Origin of the sequence: Pseudolysobacter antarcticus (genome assembly GCF_004168365.1) — a bacterium.
Taxonomy (GTDB): Bacteria; Pseudomonadota; Gammaproteobacteria; order Xanthomonadales; family Rhodanobacteraceae; genus Pseudolysobacter; species Pseudolysobacter antarcticus.
In genome coordinates this window covers 2,165,388-2,186,471 of record NZ_CP035704.1, presented here as the reverse complement: position 1 = coordinate 2,186,471, position 21,084 = coordinate 2,165,388, and the positions used below count along the sequence as shown (strand labels likewise).

The following is a 21,084-nucleotide window of genomic DNA, read 5'->3' as shown; positions in this document are numbered from 1 at the left end:
CTAGCCGGGAATTCTTTCCGGGCTTGATCTTATTTTTAATCTAAAGTCTCGCTGAGTCGGCGCGCTTTACCCTCCCAAACTCGGTCGAGAACGAAGTCAAGCACGTGGACGTTGTATGTTGAAATAAAACTCAGGTTGGCTTTGAATCGCTTATCCTTATGACCGACAAAGAACAGCGCGCCATCATGAACTCCCTTTGCGAGTTCGAACCACGTGTGGAACTCCTGTTCGTCCGCCTTAAATAGACGAGGGCGTTTTAGCATGATCCCATCATCACGCACTTCGACGCCGCCAAAGTGCACGCTTCCGCCTTTTTTCCACGTCTCTATCATCGTAAGTAGGAGTCGAACGCAGATACCACGCCACAGGCACTTCGTAATGGCGCTGTGCTTTGCACTGTCGCGGAATTCAATCGCCATGGCGCTATTACCCAGATAGCGGATGTGATGCGTAGTGCCAGTATTAACACCGTTAGTCGAATGACGAATCGCACCCCATGAAACACCCGTTATCGATTCCAGCGAGGTCACTGAGTTTTTCCATTCGATACCATCGGCAGAGATGCGGAATCTGTCTTTGAAAATCAACCCGAAAGTGGTTTCGTAAGTCACAGCGGCAGCGAACTCGGCCTTTTTCTCTCGTGCCTCGTCGGCGAGCCGGTTACGTGTTAAGTGAATATCGTCGAGCGCTTGAATGTCTGCGCTTACCTTGTCCAACACGGCGGGAACTTCGGCGAACAGTTTCTCGAGTTCTTTACTTAAAGACGTTGCCTCGTTGAGGTAATCGTGCTCGTTAAATAAATCGATTGCGAGACTGCGCACTTTGAACGCTAATGCGCTGCTCTCCGCGTGGTCAAGGCCTTTGCTTTTCTTACTCAGCTGTACTGGCTGAGCGATCATGTCCCACACGCGTAGCAATGAGATAATCTGTTGCGTTGCGCCATGGATCCCATGACTGTCCGATCCGTGAACGGAAGCTATCGCGCGTGTTTTCTCGATCAACGCTGCTATTTCTTCCGCCCTCTCATCAAGTTCTGCCTTTGTTTCGATCTCGTAGATGTTCACGAGATCGCTGATCAACTGCGGTGCTTCGTCCTCGCCGTCAGACGTTCCCTCTGCGACTAGGCGTTCATATACTGACACCCGTTGCTCTGCAGATAATGTAGAAGCCAGAAGGTGCGTAATCGCTCGTTTGTAGTAATTTTTGCGGTTCGTCAGCTCTGCCTCTACAAGCGCACGGTCTGAAACGGCCGGAAAGCCTGATGCCTGACGATCTTCATTGATGTCACGCATCACAATTGCGGCATCAAACGCGTCGACCAACTTGGCAAGTGAAGCGATAGCTTCCTGAATTGGCTTAGCACCCCTTCTTGCTACCCTACCAAGGCTTGCAGCAAGCAAATTGGCACAACATAAAATAGGCAAACCAGACAGTGCTGCGACGACTGGTTTTTCTTGCGACAATTTTAGATTGAGTGCGATTCGTTGGGGACTAACACCCGGAAACCACGCCACCTCGGCAGCCAATCGTTGGCGAGCATTTAGAAGCGTATTGCGGGCTGCAGCAATCAATTCTTGGTCTCGGCTTAGGGTTAAATTTTCAGATAATTCGATCAACCTTGATTTACGATCGCGAGGCGTCGCACCGAGGACAAAAAACGGATTTTCAGAGATATCCATCAGACGAACCCGATACGTCTCTTAGTATCTTCCTGCTGAACTCGCGATGGCGTTGACTCAATCGCTTCGACAACGTGTCCTGCTTCGACGCGCGATCTACCAGCCTTCGCTGATAACCGACAAGATTCGCGCACGATGAATCCCAGATCAGAAAGAGGCCGACCGGCGAGCTCCTTTGCCAATTTGGTCAAATCGACGTTTGGGTCATGTGGAATCGCGGCGAACTTGACGGAGAGAAGCGCAAACACTTCTTGCTCTGATGGCATTCCCACTTCGATGATGTGATCGAACCGCCCCCTTCTCACTGCGGCAGGATCCAGACTTTCCAAACGATTGGTCATTCCGACGACTAGCACACTGTTGTTAGTTGCTTTCGGAATACCACGCAGAAATTCGGCTACCTCCTCAACGCGATGCTGCCCCGACATGCCTCCATCGCGCGCAGCGAGGAATGCGTCTATCTCGTCAATGACAATGATCGACGGTGATGCTTTCGCCGCTTGCGCAAATATCTCTGAAATTTTGCGACCGGTTTCGTGAATGAATGGGCTTCCGATGCTCCCTGAGTCGACCGAGAAACACGGCCAATCAAGGTAGGTGACTAGTTGCTCAATCGCAAACGTCTTGCCACACCCTGGTGGTCCGTGAAGCAAGATCGCTCCTGGGAAGTCAATGCCCAGAGTCTTGTACCGATCATGATTCCGAATGATATCGACTACATGTTCGTTAAAAAACGTCTCCAGCAACGGCCGACCAGGCAGAGAGAATTGATGGGTAGGAAGCGCTGACTCGTCGGGCTCGACAGAAACGTCGGCAGGCACGCGCAAACTTTCATTCGGGGTGGCTATCGGTAGTGGCTCCAGCACGGGATGCCCATCAACGATCCCAACAAGGGTCTTGAGCTGATCCCCGCTCAGCCACGGCATGAGTGCTCGCATGCGTCTGACTGAGTTGAGGGAAATATTGACGCCACCGGTCATCCAAAATCCTGCGACGAGAAGATCTTCCACAGCAGGCGCGGGCGTGTAAGAGGGAACGAGACGAGAGAGTCGCTCGACGTAGAGCGCGTCATGAAACCCGCTATCCGAATCAATCAAGCGGCTCGCAGCCAACGAACCGGCAAACGCTTGGCATTCGCTTAGGCTGGACGGTGGAGCGGCTTCATCAACAGGCTCTAGTCGATGGCCTCGACCACCTTCCAACAACCGCAATCCTCTCGGCCCGAAATTGCATGAAAACAGGAGTCCAGATGACAGCAGCCCAGCGTCAACCCACGCGTCGGCCAGTTCCGTTTGCGCAACGAGAATCCGCCCGCGCGCAGATGATTCGTAGATCTGCCAACGATCTCCCGCCGATACACAACGGTGCAGGACAATCCCATCCTTCGGGGTGAAACCTCGCGGCAGCCATGGGTCGATTGGCATTGTCAGGCTTGGATGATGTTCGCGTCGGAGGTCATATCGTCGTCGCCTGCACGAATGCGCCGGTAGTTCAGTAACAACACTACTTCGCGAAGCTTTTGCATGTCGTCCGATTTCGCTGCTTGCTCGCCTACCGTCACAAGCTGCGTAAACTCAACCTGATCAACGAACAAGTGTGCAGATTTTGCCAAGTACTGAAAACGTGCGAGAACGAAGGAGTCCTGCCGCCAGAGAATGTCCCAGTTCTTGCCACGCAAGTCATCGAGGAGGTTCTCGAATTCAGCGTCGTTGGATTCAATCGCTCGGCCAGCATTGCGTACAGCATTTTCAAATTGCGAAGCTTCGGATGGCTTGGCGTGTTCGCGAACATAGTCATTGAAGTATTCAACCAGGCCGTCTAAATCCATCCTGCGCATGACCTTGAGATGCGCCTCCCGAATTTTGGCAATCAATCGCTTGGCCTCGTGGACATGATCCATTGCTTGTTTGGATTTTTCCGGATCAGTCTCCTGTTCGCTCAACGATAAGGCGTCATCAAGCTTTTCTCGTGCGACCTCAATCTGCGGATCGTTGATCTTCTCGGCAATCGCGTCGAGCCGTTCAAGTTGCCGCGTCCCTTCTTCCAAGACAAGCTTGCCAGCTGCGGTATAGTCGATTTGGCCTTCCATACGTGAATAGAAATTGTGCCCCGAGCGAAACGTACCTGCGATGGAAGGTACGGAAACTTCAAGGGTGACTAATCCTGAATCCGAGACCTCGTAGTCGCAGATGAGTTCTGCGCCCCGCGCAATCACACCTTGCTCGATATCGGTGCCCTTAACCTTGAGCGCACCCATGAGCCGGTTCTGGCTCGCAGGGGAAACTATCTCCCCTTCCCAGAGCTTGAACACCAATGCTCCATTGGAACCGGCGCGCAGCGATTCGTCGGCGAAAAATTTTCGCTGCCCTTTCATTGGTAGGAGATCGCCAGAACGCACAAGCCAGCACATTGCGGAGGCGCCGCCCGACGTGGTTCTGGCCTCCACTCCGATGGAGTGAGAAGCTGGGATTGCGTCGATTGATGCCGCGGTGCGCGTGATGGAAATTCGATCCGTTTTCAGCGCTAGAGGCACACCGGCCGCACCAAAGACAAAAATCTTGAATTGGTTCTCGCCTAACTTCGAAAGCATGAGGTCCACACTTGCCCCATCTTTGAGGACCAATCGGCCGGAGCTCCAACCTGTTTCGAGGCTCTCGATTTGGAACTCCGCCCCTGGATCGACTTGCCCAGTTACCGTCACCAAGAATTGCGCGCGCACATTCGGGGTACGTGAGTTGAAATGGAAGCTGACCGCCAACTCATTGCCCATTGCAATAGAACCGCGGTTCGATTTTCTACCACGGCGAGCAGATGCCCAGTCAACGGATTCGGCGAAGACCGCTGCGCCAGCGGCAACGGCCGTCATTGGGTCCACGTCCATCGCACCTGAAATTCCTAGTTCGAAAGCAACGCGATCTCGCACTGTTTTGTATTGCGTCGGCCCGCCGACGAATACAACACGGTCGATATCTTGGGAGGAAAGACCAGCCTTGTTCATTGTCTCGCGAACAGCTTCGATCGACGCTTTGAGTTGTTCGTCGATCAATTGATCAAGCACTTCGCGTGTTATTGGTGCCTCAACGTAGATATCGGTACCGTTGATATCCTGCAAGCGCACTTCGGCCTCTGAGAGGCTAACTAGCGCATCACTGCGAGAAGACAGATCGATTTTTGCTTTCTCGGCCGCCCATGGCAACATTGCGATCAACCGCTTGTACTTCGGATCGACGGCAACGTCCTCTGGGAGCTTGAAATTCTTTTCCAGCCACGGGCGTACAACGTTGGTGACGATTGCTCTGTCCCAATCACGGCCGCCACACATCTCGATGCCACCGTGAGCGGACAGGCTTACACGACCATCTATTCCCTCGGCGATTGCGACGTCCAAGGTGCCGCCACCCAGGTCATAAATGATGAACGTGCCATTCGATGGGCGCGCCCGCATGACGCTCATCACAGCCGCGACTGGCTCCTGCATTAGCTGAACTGCCCCTATCCCGGCGAGCTCTGCAGCCTGCATTGTCGCGTCTTTCTGCATTTGATTGAAGGCGGCTGGCACCGTAATAACGGTACCAGCCACTTGAGAACGAATCTCTTCTGGTAGGTAGCCGAACAACACTTTCAAGATTTCCGCAGAGCATTGCTCTGGGGTTAGTGCCTCTGATAGGCCTTTGATTTTGATCGGCGTGCTTGTCCCCATGACGCGCTTGAAGAGGATGGCCGCACGTTCCTTGTCTTGGGGGACCATGTCATAGGCTCGGGTTCCGAAGTATTTGCTTCGGCGATCAAAATAGATGGCTGAAGGTGTTACATCTTTGCCGTCCGGGCTCTTCCAAAGCTTCAAGGTTTCGCCATCAAAGGTATAGATGGCGCTGTTGGTTGTTCCGAGATCAATTCCTGCGTAGTACGGCATCAAACTTTCCTCAACATCAGTGTGCCCATCCGAAGCACACCTTCAGGACCCATGACTATAGGCTCAAGCATCTGGTCGATGACGAGCAAGTCGCCATCTTGGAAATCCTGCAAGTTCAGTGGCGACGCTGCCATGCCCGCTTCAAAGGGCAATCCTTCCAGGGATTCCAACCGCGCGCCTATTGCACTCAAGGTGCTGTCAATGCGGCGTTGGAAATAGAGCAGCTGGTTGGCGAAACGATTGTGCTCTCCCGCTTCCAGCTTTGTGAGTACGCGGCTAAAAAGACGTGCGAACTTCCATGAGTCGATGGCGAGATCAAGCAGCAATTCTGAATCAGGTGGCAACGACCGCTCAAGTTCATACATTTCTTCACCACGCTATACAAAAAAACGCAACCCTATTTAATACTCGCATATTGGGATGTATGCAGTACCCCGGGATTATTAGCATTTCCCGCCTATCATCACAATGAGTCACATTGAAAATTGGCGGAGAGGGTGGGATTCGAACCCACGGTGGACTCACATCCACGGCAGTTTTCAAGACTGCTGCCTTAAACCACTCGGCCACCTCTCCATAAAACTTTTCGCACCGCAGGCGCGCGTTGCGCGTTGCGCGCCCCACGGCAGTTTGACTCCGGGCATCCTGCCCTACGCCCTTCGGGCCAGCTCCGCTGTTCTGTGGTGGTCCTGCACCACAGCCTCAAACCGCTCGGCCACCTCTCCATAAACTTTTTGCGGCACTGGCGCGTTGCGCGCGGCACCTAGATCTATCTCATCGCTATGCCGTAGGCTTGAAGAACTGGATCCCAGCCTTCGCTGGGATGACGCTCTTTTAAACGCTACGGCGAATTCATCGATAGCGATAGTTTAGCTGATTACTTCCAGTCCGCCCATGTACGGCTGCAAAATTTTCGGTACTCGAATGCTGCCATCGGCCTGCTGGTTGTTTTCCATCACCGCGACAAGCGCGCGACCAATGGCGACACCGGAGCCGTTGAGCGTGTGTACCAACTCGGGTTTTCCGGTTTCCGGATTGCGCCAGCGTGCCTGCATGCGGCGCGCCTGGAAATCGGTGCAATTGGAGCACGACGAAATCTCGCGGTACGAATTCTGCGCTGGCAACCAAACTTCGAGATCGTAGGTCTTGGCCGCAGAAAAGCCCATGTCGCCAGTGCACAAAAGCAGTTTGCGATACGGCAATTCCAGCGCTTGCAAAACGCGCTCGGCGTGGCCGGTCATGGCTTCGTGCGCGGCTTCGGATTCAGCAGGTTTTGCGATCTGCACAAGCTCGACTTTCTCGAACTGATGCTGGCGGATCATGCCGCGCACATCGCGCCCGTACGATCCGGCCTCAGCGCGGAAGCACATCGAATGCGCGGTGAGTTTCATCGGCAATTTTTCGGCATCAACGATCTCGCCGGCGACGAGATTGGTCAGCGACACTTCGGCTGTCGGAATCAGATAACGTTTGATCTCGCCCGATATCGAAAATAGATCCTCCTCGAATTTCGGCAACTGCCCCGTGCCCTGCATCGCCTCGGCGTTCACCAGCAGCGGCACATTGCATTCGAGATAACCGTGCTCGCGCGTGTGCAGATCGAGCATGAATTGCGCGAGCGCGCGATGCAGATGCGCGAGTTGTCCACGCAGCACAGTGAAGCGCGACCCGGAAATTTTCGCAGCGACTTCGGCGTCCATCCAGCCGTTACGCGCGCCGAGTTCAACATGATCCTTTACCGCAAAATCGAATTGTCGCGGTGTACCCCAGCGGCTGATCTCAACGTTGGCACTTTCGTCCTTGCCGAGTGGCACAGATTCATGCAGCAGGTTCGGCAAACCGAGCTGGATATCGAGCAACTTCGCTTGCGTTTCTGCGAGCCGCTGTTCGTTGGATTTGAGTTTGTCGGCAACCTCGGCGACTTCGGCCATGAGCGCGGCCGTGTCTTCGCCCTTGCCTTTCGCGATGCCGATCGCCTTCGAACGCGTGTTACGCAGATTCTGCAATTCCTGCGTTTCGGCCTGCAGCGTTTTGCGCTCGGATTCCAAGGTCTGCAGACTGGCTACATCCAAAGTCAGACCACGCGTTTCGCGCAGGCGTGCGGCGACCGTTTCGAGCTGACCGCGTAACAGGGCGGGATCGAGCATTGCGTGAATCCTGGGTTTGCGACAAGGGTGCGGATTATCGCGGTTGCGCTAGTGGCTGTGCAAACGCCGCGATCATCCGAGAGTCCATTCGCGCTTATTGCTCGCCACGCGCTTTACGCCGTTGCGCGCGCAAGGCCTCGAGTTTTTCGCGGATGCGCTGCTCGAGACCACGCTCGGTCGGCTGGTAATACTCGCGCCCCGCGATCACATCCGGCAGGCATTGTTGATCGAGCGCAACGCCGCCCTGCAGATCGTGATCGTACTGATAACCCTTGCCGTAGCCGATCTCTTTCATGAGTTTGGTCGGCGCGTTGCGCAAATGCATTGGCACATCGAGCGTGCCGTGCTCGCGGATATCGGCCTTGACCGCATTAAACGCGGCGTAGATCGCATTGCTCTTCGGTGCGAGCGCGAGATAGACGGCCATTTCCGCGAGTACCAGATCGCCTTCCGGGCTGCCGAGACGCTCATAGGTTTGCCACGCATCTAGCACCAGCGACATCGCTTTCGGATCGGCCAAACCGATATCCTCGTACGACATGCGCAACAGACGCCGCGCCAGATACTGCGGATCGCAGCCACCATCGAGCATGCGCGAAAACCAGTACAACGCGGCGTCCGGATCCGAGCTGCGCACCGATTTGTGCAACGCTGAAATCTGATCGTAAAACTGCTCGCCGCCTTTATCGAAACGCCGCGTACGATCAGCCAATACCTGCGCCAACGTGCGCTGGTCGATGACGCCATCCACCGCGACATCAGCGGCAATTTCGAGCAAGGTCAGCGCACGGCGCACGTCGCCGTCGGCAGCCTGCGCGATGAGTTGCAATGAATCATCGCCGACATCGAGCTGCATTGCGCCGAGGCCGCGTTCGGCATCAGCCAGCGCGCGTTTCAGTGCGGCGACAATATCCGGCACCTTCAGCGCATCCATCACGTGCACGCGGCAGCGCGACAGCAGCGCGGAGTTCAGTTCGAACGAAGGATTTTCGGTAGTCGCGCCGACGAACAAAATTATGCCGCGCTCGATATGCGGCAGAAACGCATCCTGCTGCGATTTGTTGAAACGGTGCACCTCGTCGACAAACAGCACACTGCGTTTGCCTTGCGCGAAATTCACCTCGGCCTCGGCCAGCGCGGCGCGTACATCGGCCAGGCCGGACAACACTGCGGAAATCGCGCGAAACTCGGCATCGGCATAACGCGCCAGCAACAATGCCAACGTGGTTTTGCCGCAGCCCGGCGGGCCCCACAAAATCATCGAATGGATATGCCCGGCCTCGATCGCGCGCCGTAACGCGGAATCAGGCGCGAGCAGACGCTCCTGCCCGACCATCTCATCCAGCGAGCGCGGACGCATGCGCTCGGCCAACGGTTTCAGGCCCTGCGGTTCGGGAAAAAGTTCGGGTGTCTTGGACGGGATTCGACGAGCCATTAGGTCATCATACGAGATGCATCAAGCGCAAGTTCGGTTCAATTCTTGACCGGAAAAACTTCGCTCGTCGGCTCGGCATTGCCGATCACGTCGGTGCCTTTCGGTGGTACGAACTTGAAGCTGTCGGCGCTGAGTTTTTTATTGCGCTGCCAATCCGAAAACACAATCTCGGTGCGATTGCCGAGCTTGTCGAGAAAGACCATGCGTTTCAGGCCGCGTTCGTCGAGGCCGAGGTCGGCGTATTCGAATTCCGGCTCCTTGTCCTTCGACTTCAAACGCAGCCAGAGATAACCGTCATGCTCGCCCTGCTCGCTAGTCGTGTATTGGCGATCAAGCTGATCGAGATCGGTCAGTATCGTCAACGGACTATGCGCCTCTTCGGTGCCTAGATTACGCACCGTGACTTGCTCCAGATCGGGATCGTAAATCCATACGCGCTCACCGTCGGCGACGATGAGTTGTTTGTACGGCGCATTCGTATCCCAGCGAAACTGTCGCGGCGCCTGCAATGACAGCGTGCCGCTGGTGCGATCGCGCGCATGATTGGCGTTATCGAAAACCTGCTGGGTAAAACTGCCCGAAACCGATTTCAAATCCTTCGAGAAAGTTTCCATGCGCGAACGCGCGGTGTCGGCAGCAATCACCGGAATGCAGTTCAAAACCAAGACCAGCCAAACAATCAGTCGCATGAAAATTGTCCGTGAAAAATGATTTCCAGTATGGCAACGCATGGCTGAATGGCTGACCGCCGCATCGGCATTCATGTCAGCGCGTTAATCTGCACAAGGCGCGCATTCACTGCATCTACCAGCCGTTGCGGCGTATCGGCGCCGAAGCGCAAGCTGTTGTAATTGCGCGAACCGATGATGGAAGCCAGTGCCAACGGCTGGCGGAACTCGATCAGCAGATTGCCATTGCTGCCGATGCGACGCTGTCCGGGTACGCGTCGATTCGCATGCATGTCGATGCTCGCGCGCAAGGGCGCAATGCGCGCAAGGGCATTCAGCGGTACGGCTACATCGCCGAACACACCATTGCGTATGATCAGACGATCATCTTCCAGTGAAATCGGGCGCCGCGTCACAGCACGATAATGCGCGATCATCCACAGCACGGAATACAGCGAAAGCGCACTGATGCACCACGCAGCAGCAGGGTGCCACAGACTCAACAACAGGTGCTCGAACGGTATTTGCAGCAGGATCACGATGATGAAACCGAATAGTAGCGACTGCATGCCGTCGCGTCGGTGATAGCTGAAATGCATCACGCCCGGGAATTTCCATTCGCGTCGACGCGACAGCAAATGCAGCCACATGCGCGCTTCGGCCTTGAATATTCCAGCCGCCGGATGGGCACCAAATCGCTTCGAGATATTCGCCTCAATCAACAACTCAGGGTTCTCGTCGGCACGCGATGCGACCAGCATACGCAGCATCGCCAAGACGGCCCCAATTTCGAACAAACCGAGAATGGCCATACCGAATGTGCGCAAGTTGGCGAATGCACCAAACATCGGCAGCGTCTCGACCGGCAACAACAGGCGCGCTGCAAGCAGACCGATACCAAAAAGCAGTAACGCCCGGCGCAACGCGAGTTTTGGTGTGCGCCGTGCAAACCACGCGCCAATGAGAGGCATGGTTACGCAAAAATCCGTCAACGCGGTCCACGCCGGCGCGGGATGCGACAAAACATGCGTCACGGCCCAACCTAACGCATATGCCGCCAGCACAAGTGCGATAACACTAATTCGGCGGATCTGCTGTTGCATGTTCAATCCTTGGGCGGCGCCGGCGCGAGCACCTCGCGGTTGCCGTTGTGTTCGGGCGCGCTGACTACGCCTTCGGCTTCCATTTTCTCGATCATGCGCGCGGCGCGGTTGTAGCCGATCTTGAGACGACGCTGCACGCCGGAAATCGAGGCGCGCCGCGATTCGGTGACGATCTGCACGGCCTGATCGTAGAGCGCGTCGTAGTCGCCATCGTCGCTATTGCTGGCTTCTTCGGGCAGGCCGCTTTCGTTGATCACGCGGCCATCGGCCAGCGCCTGCACTTCTTCGAGCACGCCGCCGATATATTCGGGGCTGCCCTGCGCGCGAAGATGCGCGACGACCTTGTGCACTTCTTCATCGCTGACAAATGCGCCGTGCACGCGCTCGGGCGACGCCGTGCCGGGCGGCAAGTACAGCATGTCGCCGTGACCAAGCAGCGCCTCGGCGCCGGATTGATCGAGAATCGTGCGCGAGTCGATCTTGCTCGACACCTGGAACGCGATGCGCGTCGGAATATTCGCCTTGATCAGGCCGGTGATGACATCGACCGATGGCCGCTGCGTCGCCAGAATCAAATGCACGCCAGCAGCACGTGCCTTCTGCGCTAGACGCGCGATCAGTTCTTCGACCTTCTTGCCGACGATCATCATCATGTCGGCGAATTCGTCGATGATGATGACGAGGTAATACAGCGATTTCAGCGGCTGCGCGGTGGCGGAAGGGAAATCCGGTTTCGGTACAAAAAAAGGATCCAGCAACGGCTGACCGCTGTCTTCGGCATCGCGTACTTTTTTATTGAATCCGGCCAGATTGCGCACACCGACCGCAGCCATGAGTTTGTAGCGTCGCTCCATTTCCGCGACGCACCAGCGCAGCGCGTTCGCCGCTTCTTTCATGTCGGTAACGACCGGCGCGAGCAGATGCGGAATGCGGTCGTACACCGACAATTCGAGCATCTTCGGATCGATCATGATCATGCGCACGTCGTCCTTGGTGGCCTTGAACAACAGGCTCAGCACCATCGCATTCAGTGCCACGGATTTACCCGAACCGGTCGTGCCGGCGACCAGCAGATGTGGCATTTTTTGCAGATCCACCACCACCGGCGCGCCGCCGATATCCTTGCCGAGCGCAAGCGCGAGTGGCGATTTCATGCTGTCGTATTTTTCCGAACTGAGCATCTCGGACAAGTAGACGATCTCGCGATTGGTATTCGGGATTTCCAGGCCGATCACGGACTTTCCCGGGATCACATCGACGACGCGCACGCTGGTCACTGACAGGCCGCGAGCAATATCCTTGTCGAGGCTGGAAATCTGGCTGCCCTTGATGCCCGGCGCCGGCTGCATCTCGAAACGCGTGATGACCGGGCCGGGATACGCACCGACGACTTGCGCCTCGATGCGGAAATCGCGCAGCTTGAGTTCCACCTGGCGCGAGATCGCGTCGAGCGTCTCCTTCGAATAACCTTTGACCTGCTGCTTCGGCTCATCGAGCAGCGACAAAGGCGGAACCTCGCTGATGCCGGAGGAGCCGGCAAACAGTGGAATCTGCGTTTCGCGCTGGGCGCGCTCGCTTTTCTCGATCGTTTTTGGCGTCGATTCAATCCTGATCGGCTCGCGTCGCGCTTGCTTGACCGTATCGATCTTGCGCACCACTTCGCGCTCGACTCTGGCCACACGGGCGACGTTCCAGTCTTCCGCCTTGCGTGCGTTGTTGCCGAACCAGCCGATCACGTTCAGCAGACTGCGACCGATCGCATCCATCAAACGAAACCACGACAGCCCGGTCGCGAGTGTCACAGCAATCAGGAACAACGCCAGCAAAAATAATGTGGCGCCGAGAAAACCTGAGCCATGCATCAGCGAGTCGCCGACCAGACGACCGAAGATGCCGCCTGCGTGTTCGGGCAACTTGGTCGGGCCGGTGAAATGCAGATGCGCCAAGCCCGTGCCGGCAACAAAAAAGGCCACGCCACCGATCAGCCGCAAACTCGGTTCGAGCGCCGATTCGCTGCTGCTTTCGCGACCGCGAAACAGGCTCCAGCCGATCACCAGCAGCAGCAACGGGAACGCATACGCAAGATAACCGCATAAAGAAAATGCCAGATCGGCGGTCCACGCACCGATCGTGCCGCCAAAATTTTGCACATGATCGGGCTGGCCGGCATGCGACCAGCCCGGATCGTGCGGGCTGTAACTGAGCAGACACGCGAGGATATAAACGACCACAGGCAACAACAGCAGGAACGCAGTTTCGCGCAAGCGACGTTGCATGTGATCGGCCATCCCCACCTTGACAGGTTTACTTTTTGACTCGCGCGCCACCAGTTGATTTTACCTTAGGTTTATCGTGTAACCCATTCTACACAGACGATTAAACGTTTGCCTTTAGCGCCGGATGAACAATCTCGCCAGCCGCGATATTCACACCACCCTGCAGCGGTGCGTACTGGCGCCAATTGTCACGCGTGAGGCGTTGCACGTACGGCAGGATCGCCGCCGAAATCGCCTGCGAAGAGGTCTGCGGAACAGCACCCGGCATGTTGGTCACGGCAAAATGGGTCACACCGTCGACCACATAGGTCGGATCTTTCCACGTGGTCGGCTTCGAGGTTTCGAAACAACCGCCCTGGTCGATCGAAATATCGGCGAGCACACTGCCCGCTTCCATGCTCTTGACCATCGCCGCGGTGACGACGTGCGGCGCCTTGGCGCTCGGGATCAGCACCGCGCCAATCACGAGGTCGGCATCGCGCACTTCACGCGCGACGTATTCTTCGTATGGATACAAGGCCGTGACGTTGGTGCCGAGGGCCATCATCTGCGCGAGACGATCCGGGCGCTTGTCGAATACCACCACATTCGCACCACCGGCCGCGGCCAGCGCTGCGGAATTGCCGCCCGCCGCACCGGCGCCGAGCACGACGACCTTCCCGCGCTCGGTCGACGGTAAGCCACCGAGCAACTTGCCCTTGCCGCCCATCGGCTGATGCAACAGATGCGTACCGATCTGCACCGCAATGCGACCGGCGATGATCGACATCGGCGCGAGCAACGGCAGCGAGCCATCGGCTTCTTCGACACTTTCAAACGCGATGCCGGTCAGACCGATATCGAGCAGGCTTTTGGTCAGGTGCGGCTCGGCGGCCAGATGCAGATAACAGAACAACAAATGATGTTTGCGCAGCAGTTTCAGATCGCCTTCGATCGGTTCCTTGACCTTGACGATCAGTTCGCCGACTTCGTACAGCGCCGCCGCATCCGGCACGAGCTTGACGCCGACGCGCTCGTATTCGGCATCGGCAAAACTGCTCTTGATGCCAGCGCCGGATTGCAAATAAACCTCGTGACCACGTCGCACCAGATCGGCGCAGGCCGCGGGCACAAGTGCTACTCGCCCTTCAAGGGTCTTGGTTTCAGACGGAATACCGATACGCATACAGCCTCCAGATAGTTTTTTGATGATGCGAAATTTCTTATGGTGATTCTTTAACCATTACCTCGCCGCGACGTTACCCAGATCTATCGTCATCGCCGTGGCGTCTTGATTCGGTGCAAGATCCACCCCATTCTCCGGTCTCCTTCACCAGTCGCAAGCATTCCGATCCGCATAGTGCGCAGCGGCTTGCATCGACGAGGAAAATTCGAAACGTCGGGTGATATCCGCGTGTTGCTTGAGCGACAATGCGGTTTCCGGCGACGCTGGATCAGGTACGGCAACAAGCACCATTAAATTATCTCTAGGATTATACATGAGCACACCCAAGCACAGCCGCCTTCTCATCCTCGGTTCCGGTCCCGCGGGCTATACCGCAGCGGTGTACGCGGCGCGCGCCAATCTCAAGCCGGTCCTGATCACCGGACTGCAGCAAGGCGGCCAGCTGATGACCACCACCGAAGTGGACAACTGGCCGGGCGATGTCGAAGGCCTGCAAGGCCCGGGCTTGATGGAGCGCATGCAAAAACACGCCGAGCGCTTCAATACCGAAATCCTGTTCGATCACATCCATACCGCCGAACTCACGCAACGTCCATTTCGCTTGACCGGCGACAGCGGCACGTATACCTGTGATGCGCTGATTATCGCCACCGGTGCCACAGCAAAATATCTCGGCATTCCATCCGAGGACAAGTTCAAGGGCCAAGGCGTTTCGGCCTGCGCCACTTGCGATGGCTTCTTTTTCCGCGACCAGCACGTTGCGGTAATCGGCGGTGGCAATACGGCGGTCGAAGAAGCACTGTACCTGGCCAATATCTGCGCCAAGGTCACCTTGATCCATCGTCGTGACAAGTTGCGTTCGGAGAAAATCCTGCAGGACAAACTGTTCGCGCGGCAGCAGGCCGGCAAGGTCGATATCATCTGGAATCACGGCGTCGATGAAGTGCTCGGCGACAGCACCGGCGTGACAGGCTTGCGCCTGCGCAGCACCACCGATGATTCGACTCAGGACATCACTGTCAGCGGCATGTTCGTCGCGATCGGGCACACGCCGAACACGGCGTTGTTCGAAGATCAGCTCGACATGAAAAGCGGTTATATCCAAGTGCGCTCGGGCATCGACGGCGGCGCCACATCGACCAATATCGATGGCGTATTCGCCGCCGGCGACGTTGCCGATTCGGTCTATCGCCAGGCAGTGACTTCCGCCGGCAGCGGCTGCATGGCCGCGCTCGATGCGGAAAAATATCTCGACAAGATCGGCCTCGTGAACTGAGTGCAGACCACACCCGATCGATATCGCTGCCACGCTGATTTGTGGTCATGAAACAGGCTGCGCTCGAGGCGCGCTGGCATGCGCGCCTCGACGAAATTTCTGCGGCGGAATGGGACGCGCTGCGTGCCGATGACAATCCGTTCCTGAGTCATGCGTTTCTTACCGGACTCGAACAATACGGCTGCCTGCGACGCGAACACGGCTGGCAGCCGCATCATCTCGGCTTGTATCGCGACCAGCAACTCGTTGCCGCGGCGCCGATGTACCTCAAAGGCAATTCGCACGGCGAGTTCGTCTTCGATTGGTCGTGGGCCAATGCGTATGCGCAGAACGGCCTCGATTATTATCCGAAGCTGCTGTGCGCCGTGCCCTACTCGCCTGTCACCGGGCCGCGCCTGTTGTGCGGGCAGAGCGGCGACACTGGTTCGCTGCGCCAAGAGTTGCTGGCGGCGATGATCGAACAAACCCGGCAGATGCAACTCTCCTCCGCGCATCTGAATTTCCCGCACGATGCCGACGCGGAATTGCTGGCGACATTGCCGAACGAATGGCTGCCGCGCTTCGACTGGCAATTCCATTGGCATAATCGTGGCTATCGCGACTTCGGCGATTTTCTCGACGCGCTGAGCGCGAAGAAACGCAAGAATATTCGGCAGGAGCGCAGCAAAGTCGAAGCCGCCGGCGTGCGCTGCGAAACACTCGAAGGACGCGACCTCACGCCGACACATTGGCGCTGGCTGCACCGTTTTTATCTTGCCACGTTCGACATGAAGGGCAATCTGCCGGCATTGACCGCGGATTTTTTCACCCATCTCGGCAGTGCGCTCGCCGAGAATGTGGTTGCCGTGATCGCGTATCGCGATGCGCAACCGATCGCCGGCGCGCTGTGCCTGCGCAGCAGCACCACGCTGTACGGACGTTATTGGGGTTGCGAGGAAGAAGTGCCCGGTCTGCATTTCGAGGCCTGTTATTACCAGGGCATCGAATATTGCATTCGCCATAACCTCGCGCTGTTCGAACCCGGCGCGCAAGGTGAACACAAACTTGCGCGTGGTTTTCTGCCAAGCAAAACGCATTCCTTCCATCACATCGTCGATTCGCGTTTTCGCGACGCGATCGCTCGTTCGCTGAAACACGAGGCGCGCGGGCTGGAGGAATATCGTGCCGATTTGCTCAGTCATTCGCCGTATGTCACGCCGTCATGTCGCGACTGAAAATTCTGCATCCGCTGCGGCTCGATGCATTTCCCGCGGTCGACCTCGCGTTGCAAGAACCGAACGGTCTGCTCGCGATGGGCGGCGATCTTTCCGTGGCGCGTTTGCTCGATGCGTATCGCCACGGCATTTTCCCGTGGTATTCGGCTGACGATCCGATCCTGTGGTGGAGTCCTGATCCGCGCATGGTGTTCGCCACCGATCGCTTGCATGTGCCGCGTCGGCTGCAACGCTGGCTGCGCCAATGCGATTGGCAGATCCGTGCCGATCATGCGTTTCGCGACGTGATGTCAGCGTGCGCCGAACCACGCGATGCCGGCGGCGGAACGTGGATCACTGAGGAAATGTTGAACGCATATAACGCGCTGCATAACGCTGGTCACGCCCATTCGGTCGAGGTCTACGACGGCGAGATACTTCTCGGCGGAATTTATGGCGTCGCGATCGGGCGAATGTTTTTCGGCGAATCGATGTTCAGCCGCGCCACCAACGCATCCAAGGTCGCGCTGATCGGGCTATGCCGTGCGCTGCACGCTTGGGGTTTTGCGCTACTCGATGCGCAAGTGACTTCCGCACATTTGCAGACGCTCGGCGCACGGGAAATATCGCGCCGCGATTTTATCGCGCATGTCGAGGATTACGTGCAGCGCGTCGATCAAATTGGTCACTGGCGCGAACGCTTTGGCCAGCATATCGTGCGCGATCTGTTCTGAAACCACGATTTCGCTTTCGGAAAGTGCGTAAACGTGGCAAAATCCCGCGCCTTGCGGGCTTGTCCGCTATTACTTCTGAGTCGAATGTCTAAAGACGATCAAATCGAAATGGAAGGCACCGTTCTTGAAACGCTGCCCAACACCATGTTTCGCGTGAAGCTGGAAAACAGCCACGTCGTAACCGCCCATATTTCGGGCCGCATGCGCAAAAACTATATCCGCATTCTTACCGGCGACAAGGTCAAGGTGGAAATGACACCTTACGATCTGACCAAGGGCCGCATCACCTACCGCATGAAATAACGGCTATAGCCGTTAGTTACGGTACGTTTTTTCGTAACACCTTCTTTGCCGTATGACCGATCGGTCATCGCTGGATCTTGCTGCCTGCGATAAGTACGCGCGCGGCCATCCCGCCCTGTCTCGTCCGAGCGACACCTCGAATCCCTAGCAAAATCCGAGTACGGATAACCGCGATCAATCTGCTGGCGACCTGCCGAAGCGAGGCCTGATCCGTCGAAATTAGCGGCTTTCGTGCGCATTCCTGCACAATGCGCGAACTGATGTCGCAAATTTCCGCTGCATGGCGTTCTTCGCTAGCATGAACAATGACAATATTTCCGATTTCGATCAGGCCGCCAAAGATGGCGATACGCTCGGCCGCCTGCGTGCACTATTTGAGATGGCCGTCGACTTGCCCGCCAGCGAGCGCGCGGCATGGATCGATGCAAACGTCAGCGATATCGAAGAGCGCGCGGCGCTGCTAAACCTCTTGGCCGCCGACGATGGCAACGGTTTTCTCGATACCCCAGTCGGCGATCACGCGGCACGTCTCGCCCCGGATGAAGTGACCCAAGTCGAAGGTTTGATCGGCCAGCAGATCGGCGCGTTTCGCATCCTGCGCCTGCTCGGCCAAGGCGGCATGGCGGCGGTATTTCTCGGTGAACGTGTCGGCAAGGATTTTCAGCAATTCGTTGCGTTGAAGCTGCTGCGTCGCGGCCTGTATTCCGACCTTGAGCAACGCCTTTTTCTGCGCGAACGCCAGGTGCTGGCCGGACTCAGCCATCCGCACATCGCCAGCATGATCGATGGCGGCGTCACTCAGGCCGGTATCCCGTATCTAGTGATGGAGTACATCGATGGTGTGCCGATTACGCAGTACGCGAGTGAACAACAACTCGATGTGCACGCACGGGTGCGGCTTTTTCTCACCGTGTGTCGTGCTGTGGAAACCGCGCATCGCAATTTGATCGTGCATCGCGACATCAAGCCGTCGAATATTCTGGTCGATGGCAACGGCACGGTAAAACTGCTCGATTTCGGCATCGCCAAACTCATCGAGGAAGATGCAGAAGCCGCGACCGTCGGCGTTTTCACGCCGGGTTATGCCGCGCCGGAGCAAGTGCTCGGCGGCATCATCACGACCGCGACGGATGTTTATGGCCTCGGTGTATTGCTGCACGAACTATTGCTCGGACGAAAGCCCGAAGGCAATCCCGCGCGCCGTCCGTCCTCGTTGATCGACTACCGACAGAATGGCGAGACGCCGAATGATACGAAGTCCGCAGGTGCGGCCTCGCCGCTGATCCTGCGCAAAGTACTGCGCGGCGATCTGGACAATATCGTGCTCAAGGCGCTCGCCGCCGAACCCGATCGGCGCTACGCCTCGGCGGGCGCGCTGGCCGAAGATATCGAACGCTTTCTTGATCATCGTCCGGTGCGCGCGCATCCGCCGTCGCGGCTGTATCGCGCACGAAAATTCATCGTGCGTCATCGTGGTGGTGTCGTCACTACCGTGGCCTTGGTGCTGGCCATATTTGCCGCGCTCGGACTGGCGCTTTGGCAAACCCACATTGCGCGCCAAGAGGCGGCGCGCGCAAATGCGATGCGCGATTTCATGTTCTCGGCGTTCGAGGAAGCGCAGCCGAGCAGCCCGCGCGCCGGACCGCCAAAAATTACCGAGGTGGTGGAACAGGCGATGCTCAAGGCGCGTGATGCCGCGGCGTCAAATCCGCGCGTGTATGCCGAGCTGCAAACCAAACTCGGCGCGGTCTTGCGCACGCAAGGAAACCTGCCCGCAGCGCGTAATTATCTGCAACACAATTACGATCAGGCCCGTATCGCATTGGGCGATAATGACAGCGTTACCCTCGATGCCGGCTTCGAATTGTTGAATGCCAACATATTGGCGGGAGACTACAAGTCCGCGCAGAGCTTGACCGATACATTGCGTTCGCAGATCACCGTGCGACAGACATCGGAGCGCGCGAAACTGTTGTTCAACTCGGCGATGTTGGCGAACAAACAACATGACCTCAAGCGCGCGCTTGCAGAATCGCAGGAGGCATTGCAGCTCTCTCGAACGCTGGATGATGCCGGCTTTTTGAGCGACACCCTGACGATGGCGGCGACAGTGCAGATCAACGTCAAGGACTATGTCGCTGCAGGAAAAACGACCGAAGAGTTGTTGCTTGCGGATACCAAAAACTTTGGTGCGCAACATCTCAAGGTGGCGTCAGCGCACTCCGGATTGTCGCGCATCTATCGTCTGTCCGGCGATCTTGCGCAGGCCGAGGAACATATCAAGGCTGCGCTGGCGATCGATGAAAAAGTGTTGTCGAAAGACGATTGGCGCCGCGCGAATCATCTGAATGCGTTGATGATGGTGCAACGTGCGCAGCGCAATTTCCAGGGCGCGCTGGAAACCGCCAGCGAAACTTTGCGCATCGACAAATTGGCGTACGGCGAGGACCAGCCGGAGACCGCCAACGATCTCAACAATGTCGGCATGTTTAACGTGTTGCTGGGAAAACTCCCTGCCGCAATCGATGCGTTGCACGCCTCGCTGATGGCATTCGAGAAGAAATACGGCGCGGAATACCCCAAGACGTCAATCACTCGGGCCAGTTATGGCGCGGCATTGGCAGCGAGCGGCGACAGCGTGAATGGCGAAGCGGAATTGCGCCATGCCATCAAGTCACAGGAGAACGAGAAGGAGCCGGATATCGAGCTGCAAATCGATCTGCAGGGAATGTTGGCGCGACTGAAGCTCGATAAAAACGATCCCAAATCCGCCTTAGCTATTGTCGATAGTATCGATGCTTTGATCGCCAAGCAGGCCAAGCCGGATCCGGGTAGAAATGCGAATACCGCCGTGTGGCGCGCGACTGCGCTGCTGCAGCTGGAACAGTTCGACCAGGCGCAGCAAAGTTTGGCCACGGCAGAAACCCAACTGAAGCTCGCAGTACATCCCGATCCGGAAATGCAAATCGAAGTGCCCCTACTGCAGGCAATTGTCGCGACAAAACTCGGCGACAATATCGCTGCCAAAAATTATGCAGCCGCAGGACAAAATCTGCTCGCAGCGATGCGCAATCCGCCATCCCGACTTGGCCGGTTGGTCCAACAATCAAACGCCACCAACCAGCCATGAATGCGACTGCACTGCGATCCGATTCATAAAAAAACCCGCCGTGTCTCGCACGGCGGGTTCAG

General features: G+C 56.9%; 15 protein-coding genes and 1 tRNA gene. 5 read left to right on the top strand and 11 right to left on the bottom strand.

The window, feature by feature from the left end:
- Window positions 1–35: 35 nt before the first annotated feature.
- The 11 genes from ELE36_RS09280 to ald all read right to left on the bottom strand — a co-directional run bounded on the left by ELE36_RS09280 (window position 36) and on the right by ald (window position 14,386).
- On the bottom strand, window positions 36–1,679 hold the full coding sequence (locus ELE36_RS09280; RefSeq protein ID WP_129832796.1) for a hypothetical protein: 1,644 nt from the start codon (window positions 1,677–1,679) through the stop codon (window positions 36–38).
- Window positions 1,679–3,103 (bottom strand): AAA family ATPase, encoded by a 1,425-nt coding sequence (locus ELE36_RS09275; protein WP_129832795.1) that lies wholly within the window; start codon window positions 3,101–3,103, stop codon window positions 1,679–1,681. The genes ELE36_RS09280 and ELE36_RS09275 overlap by 1 nt, the downstream gene beginning before the upstream one ends.
- Window positions 3,104–3,105: 2 nt before the next feature.
- On the bottom strand, window positions 3,106–5,592 hold the full coding sequence (locus ELE36_RS09270; RefSeq protein ID WP_129832794.1) for an Hsp70 family protein: 2,487 nt from the start codon (window positions 5,590–5,592) through the stop codon (window positions 3,106–3,108).
- Window positions 5,592–5,957, bottom strand: a complete 366-nt coding sequence (locus ELE36_RS09265; RefSeq protein WP_129832793.1) for a hypothetical protein — start codon at window positions 5,955–5,957, stop codon at window positions 5,592–5,594. Before ELE36_RS09265 ends, ELE36_RS09270 begins: the two co-directional genes overlap by 1 nt.
- 121 nt (window positions 5,958–6,078) lie before the next feature.
- A tRNA-Ser gene (locus ELE36_RS09260) sits at window positions 6,079–6,168 on the bottom strand.
- A gap of 293 nt (window positions 6,169–6,461) precedes the next feature.
- Window positions 6,462–7,739, bottom strand: coding sequence for a serine--tRNA ligase (gene serS / locus ELE36_RS09255; RefSeq protein ID WP_129832792.1), 1,278 nt, complete (start codon window positions 7,737–7,739; stop codon window positions 6,462–6,464).
- Window positions 7,740–7,833: 94 nt separating this feature from the next.
- Window positions 7,834–9,174, bottom strand: a complete 1,341-nt coding sequence (locus ELE36_RS09250) for a replication-associated recombination protein A (protein ID WP_129832791.1) — start codon at window positions 9,172–9,174, stop codon at window positions 7,834–7,836.
- A gap of 38 nt (window positions 9,175–9,212) precedes the next feature.
- Window positions 9,213–9,863 carry an outer membrane lipoprotein periplasmic chaperone LolA gene (lolA, locus tag ELE36_RS09245; protein ID WP_129832790.1) on the bottom strand — a complete coding sequence of 217 codons (651 nt, stop codon included), beginning with the start codon at window positions 9,861–9,863 and terminating at the stop codon, window positions 9,213–9,215.
- A 71-nt stretch (window positions 9,864–9,934) separates the two neighbouring features.
- Entirely contained in the window at window positions 9,935–10,945 is a 1,011-nt protein-coding gene (locus ELE36_RS09240; RefSeq protein ID WP_129832789.1) for a hypothetical protein, read from the bottom strand.
- Window positions 10,946–10,947: 2 nt separating this feature from the next.
- A complete protein-coding gene (locus ELE36_RS09235) occupies window positions 10,948–13,221 on the bottom strand; it encodes a DNA translocase FtsK (protein ID WP_129832788.1) in 2,274 nt (757 codons plus the stop codon).
- A gap of 100 nt (window positions 13,222–13,321) precedes the next feature.
- A complete protein-coding gene (ald, locus tag ELE36_RS09230; RefSeq protein WP_129832787.1) occupies window positions 13,322–14,386 on the bottom strand; it encodes an alanine dehydrogenase in 1,065 nt (354 codons plus the stop codon).
- 313 nt (window positions 14,387–14,699) lie between these two features.
- On the opposite strand from ald, the gene trxB reads away from it, so the two are divergent.
- From trxB to ELE36_RS09205, 5 genes are all read left to right on the top strand, one after another.
- Entirely contained in the window at window positions 14,700–15,662 is a 963-nt protein-coding gene (gene trxB / locus ELE36_RS09225; protein ID WP_129832786.1) for a thioredoxin-disulfide reductase, read from the top strand.
- 47 nt (window positions 15,663–15,709) lie between these two features.
- A complete protein-coding gene (locus ELE36_RS09220) occupies window positions 15,710–16,876 on the top strand; it encodes a GNAT family N-acetyltransferase (protein ID WP_129832785.1) in 1,167 nt (388 codons plus the stop codon).
- Window positions 16,864–17,589, top strand: coding sequence for a leucyl/phenylalanyl-tRNA--protein transferase (gene aat, locus ELE36_RS09215; RefSeq protein WP_129832784.1), 726 nt, complete (start codon window positions 16,864–16,866; stop codon window positions 17,587–17,589). The genes ELE36_RS09220 and aat overlap by 13 nt, the downstream gene beginning before the upstream one ends.
- 84 nt (window positions 17,590–17,673) lie before the next feature.
- A complete protein-coding gene (gene infA / locus ELE36_RS09210) occupies window positions 17,674–17,892 on the top strand; it encodes a translation initiation factor IF-1 (protein ID WP_129836756.1) in 219 nt (72 codons plus the stop codon).
- 298 nt (window positions 17,893–18,190) lie between these two features.
- The gene (locus tag ELE36_RS09205; RefSeq protein ID WP_165371545.1) at window positions 18,191–21,022 is read left to right on the top strand and encodes a serine/threonine-protein kinase; all 2,832 of its coding nucleotides are present in this window, start codon (window positions 18,191–18,193) and stop codon (window positions 21,020–21,022) included.
- Window positions 21,023–21,084: the final 62 nt, after the last annotated feature.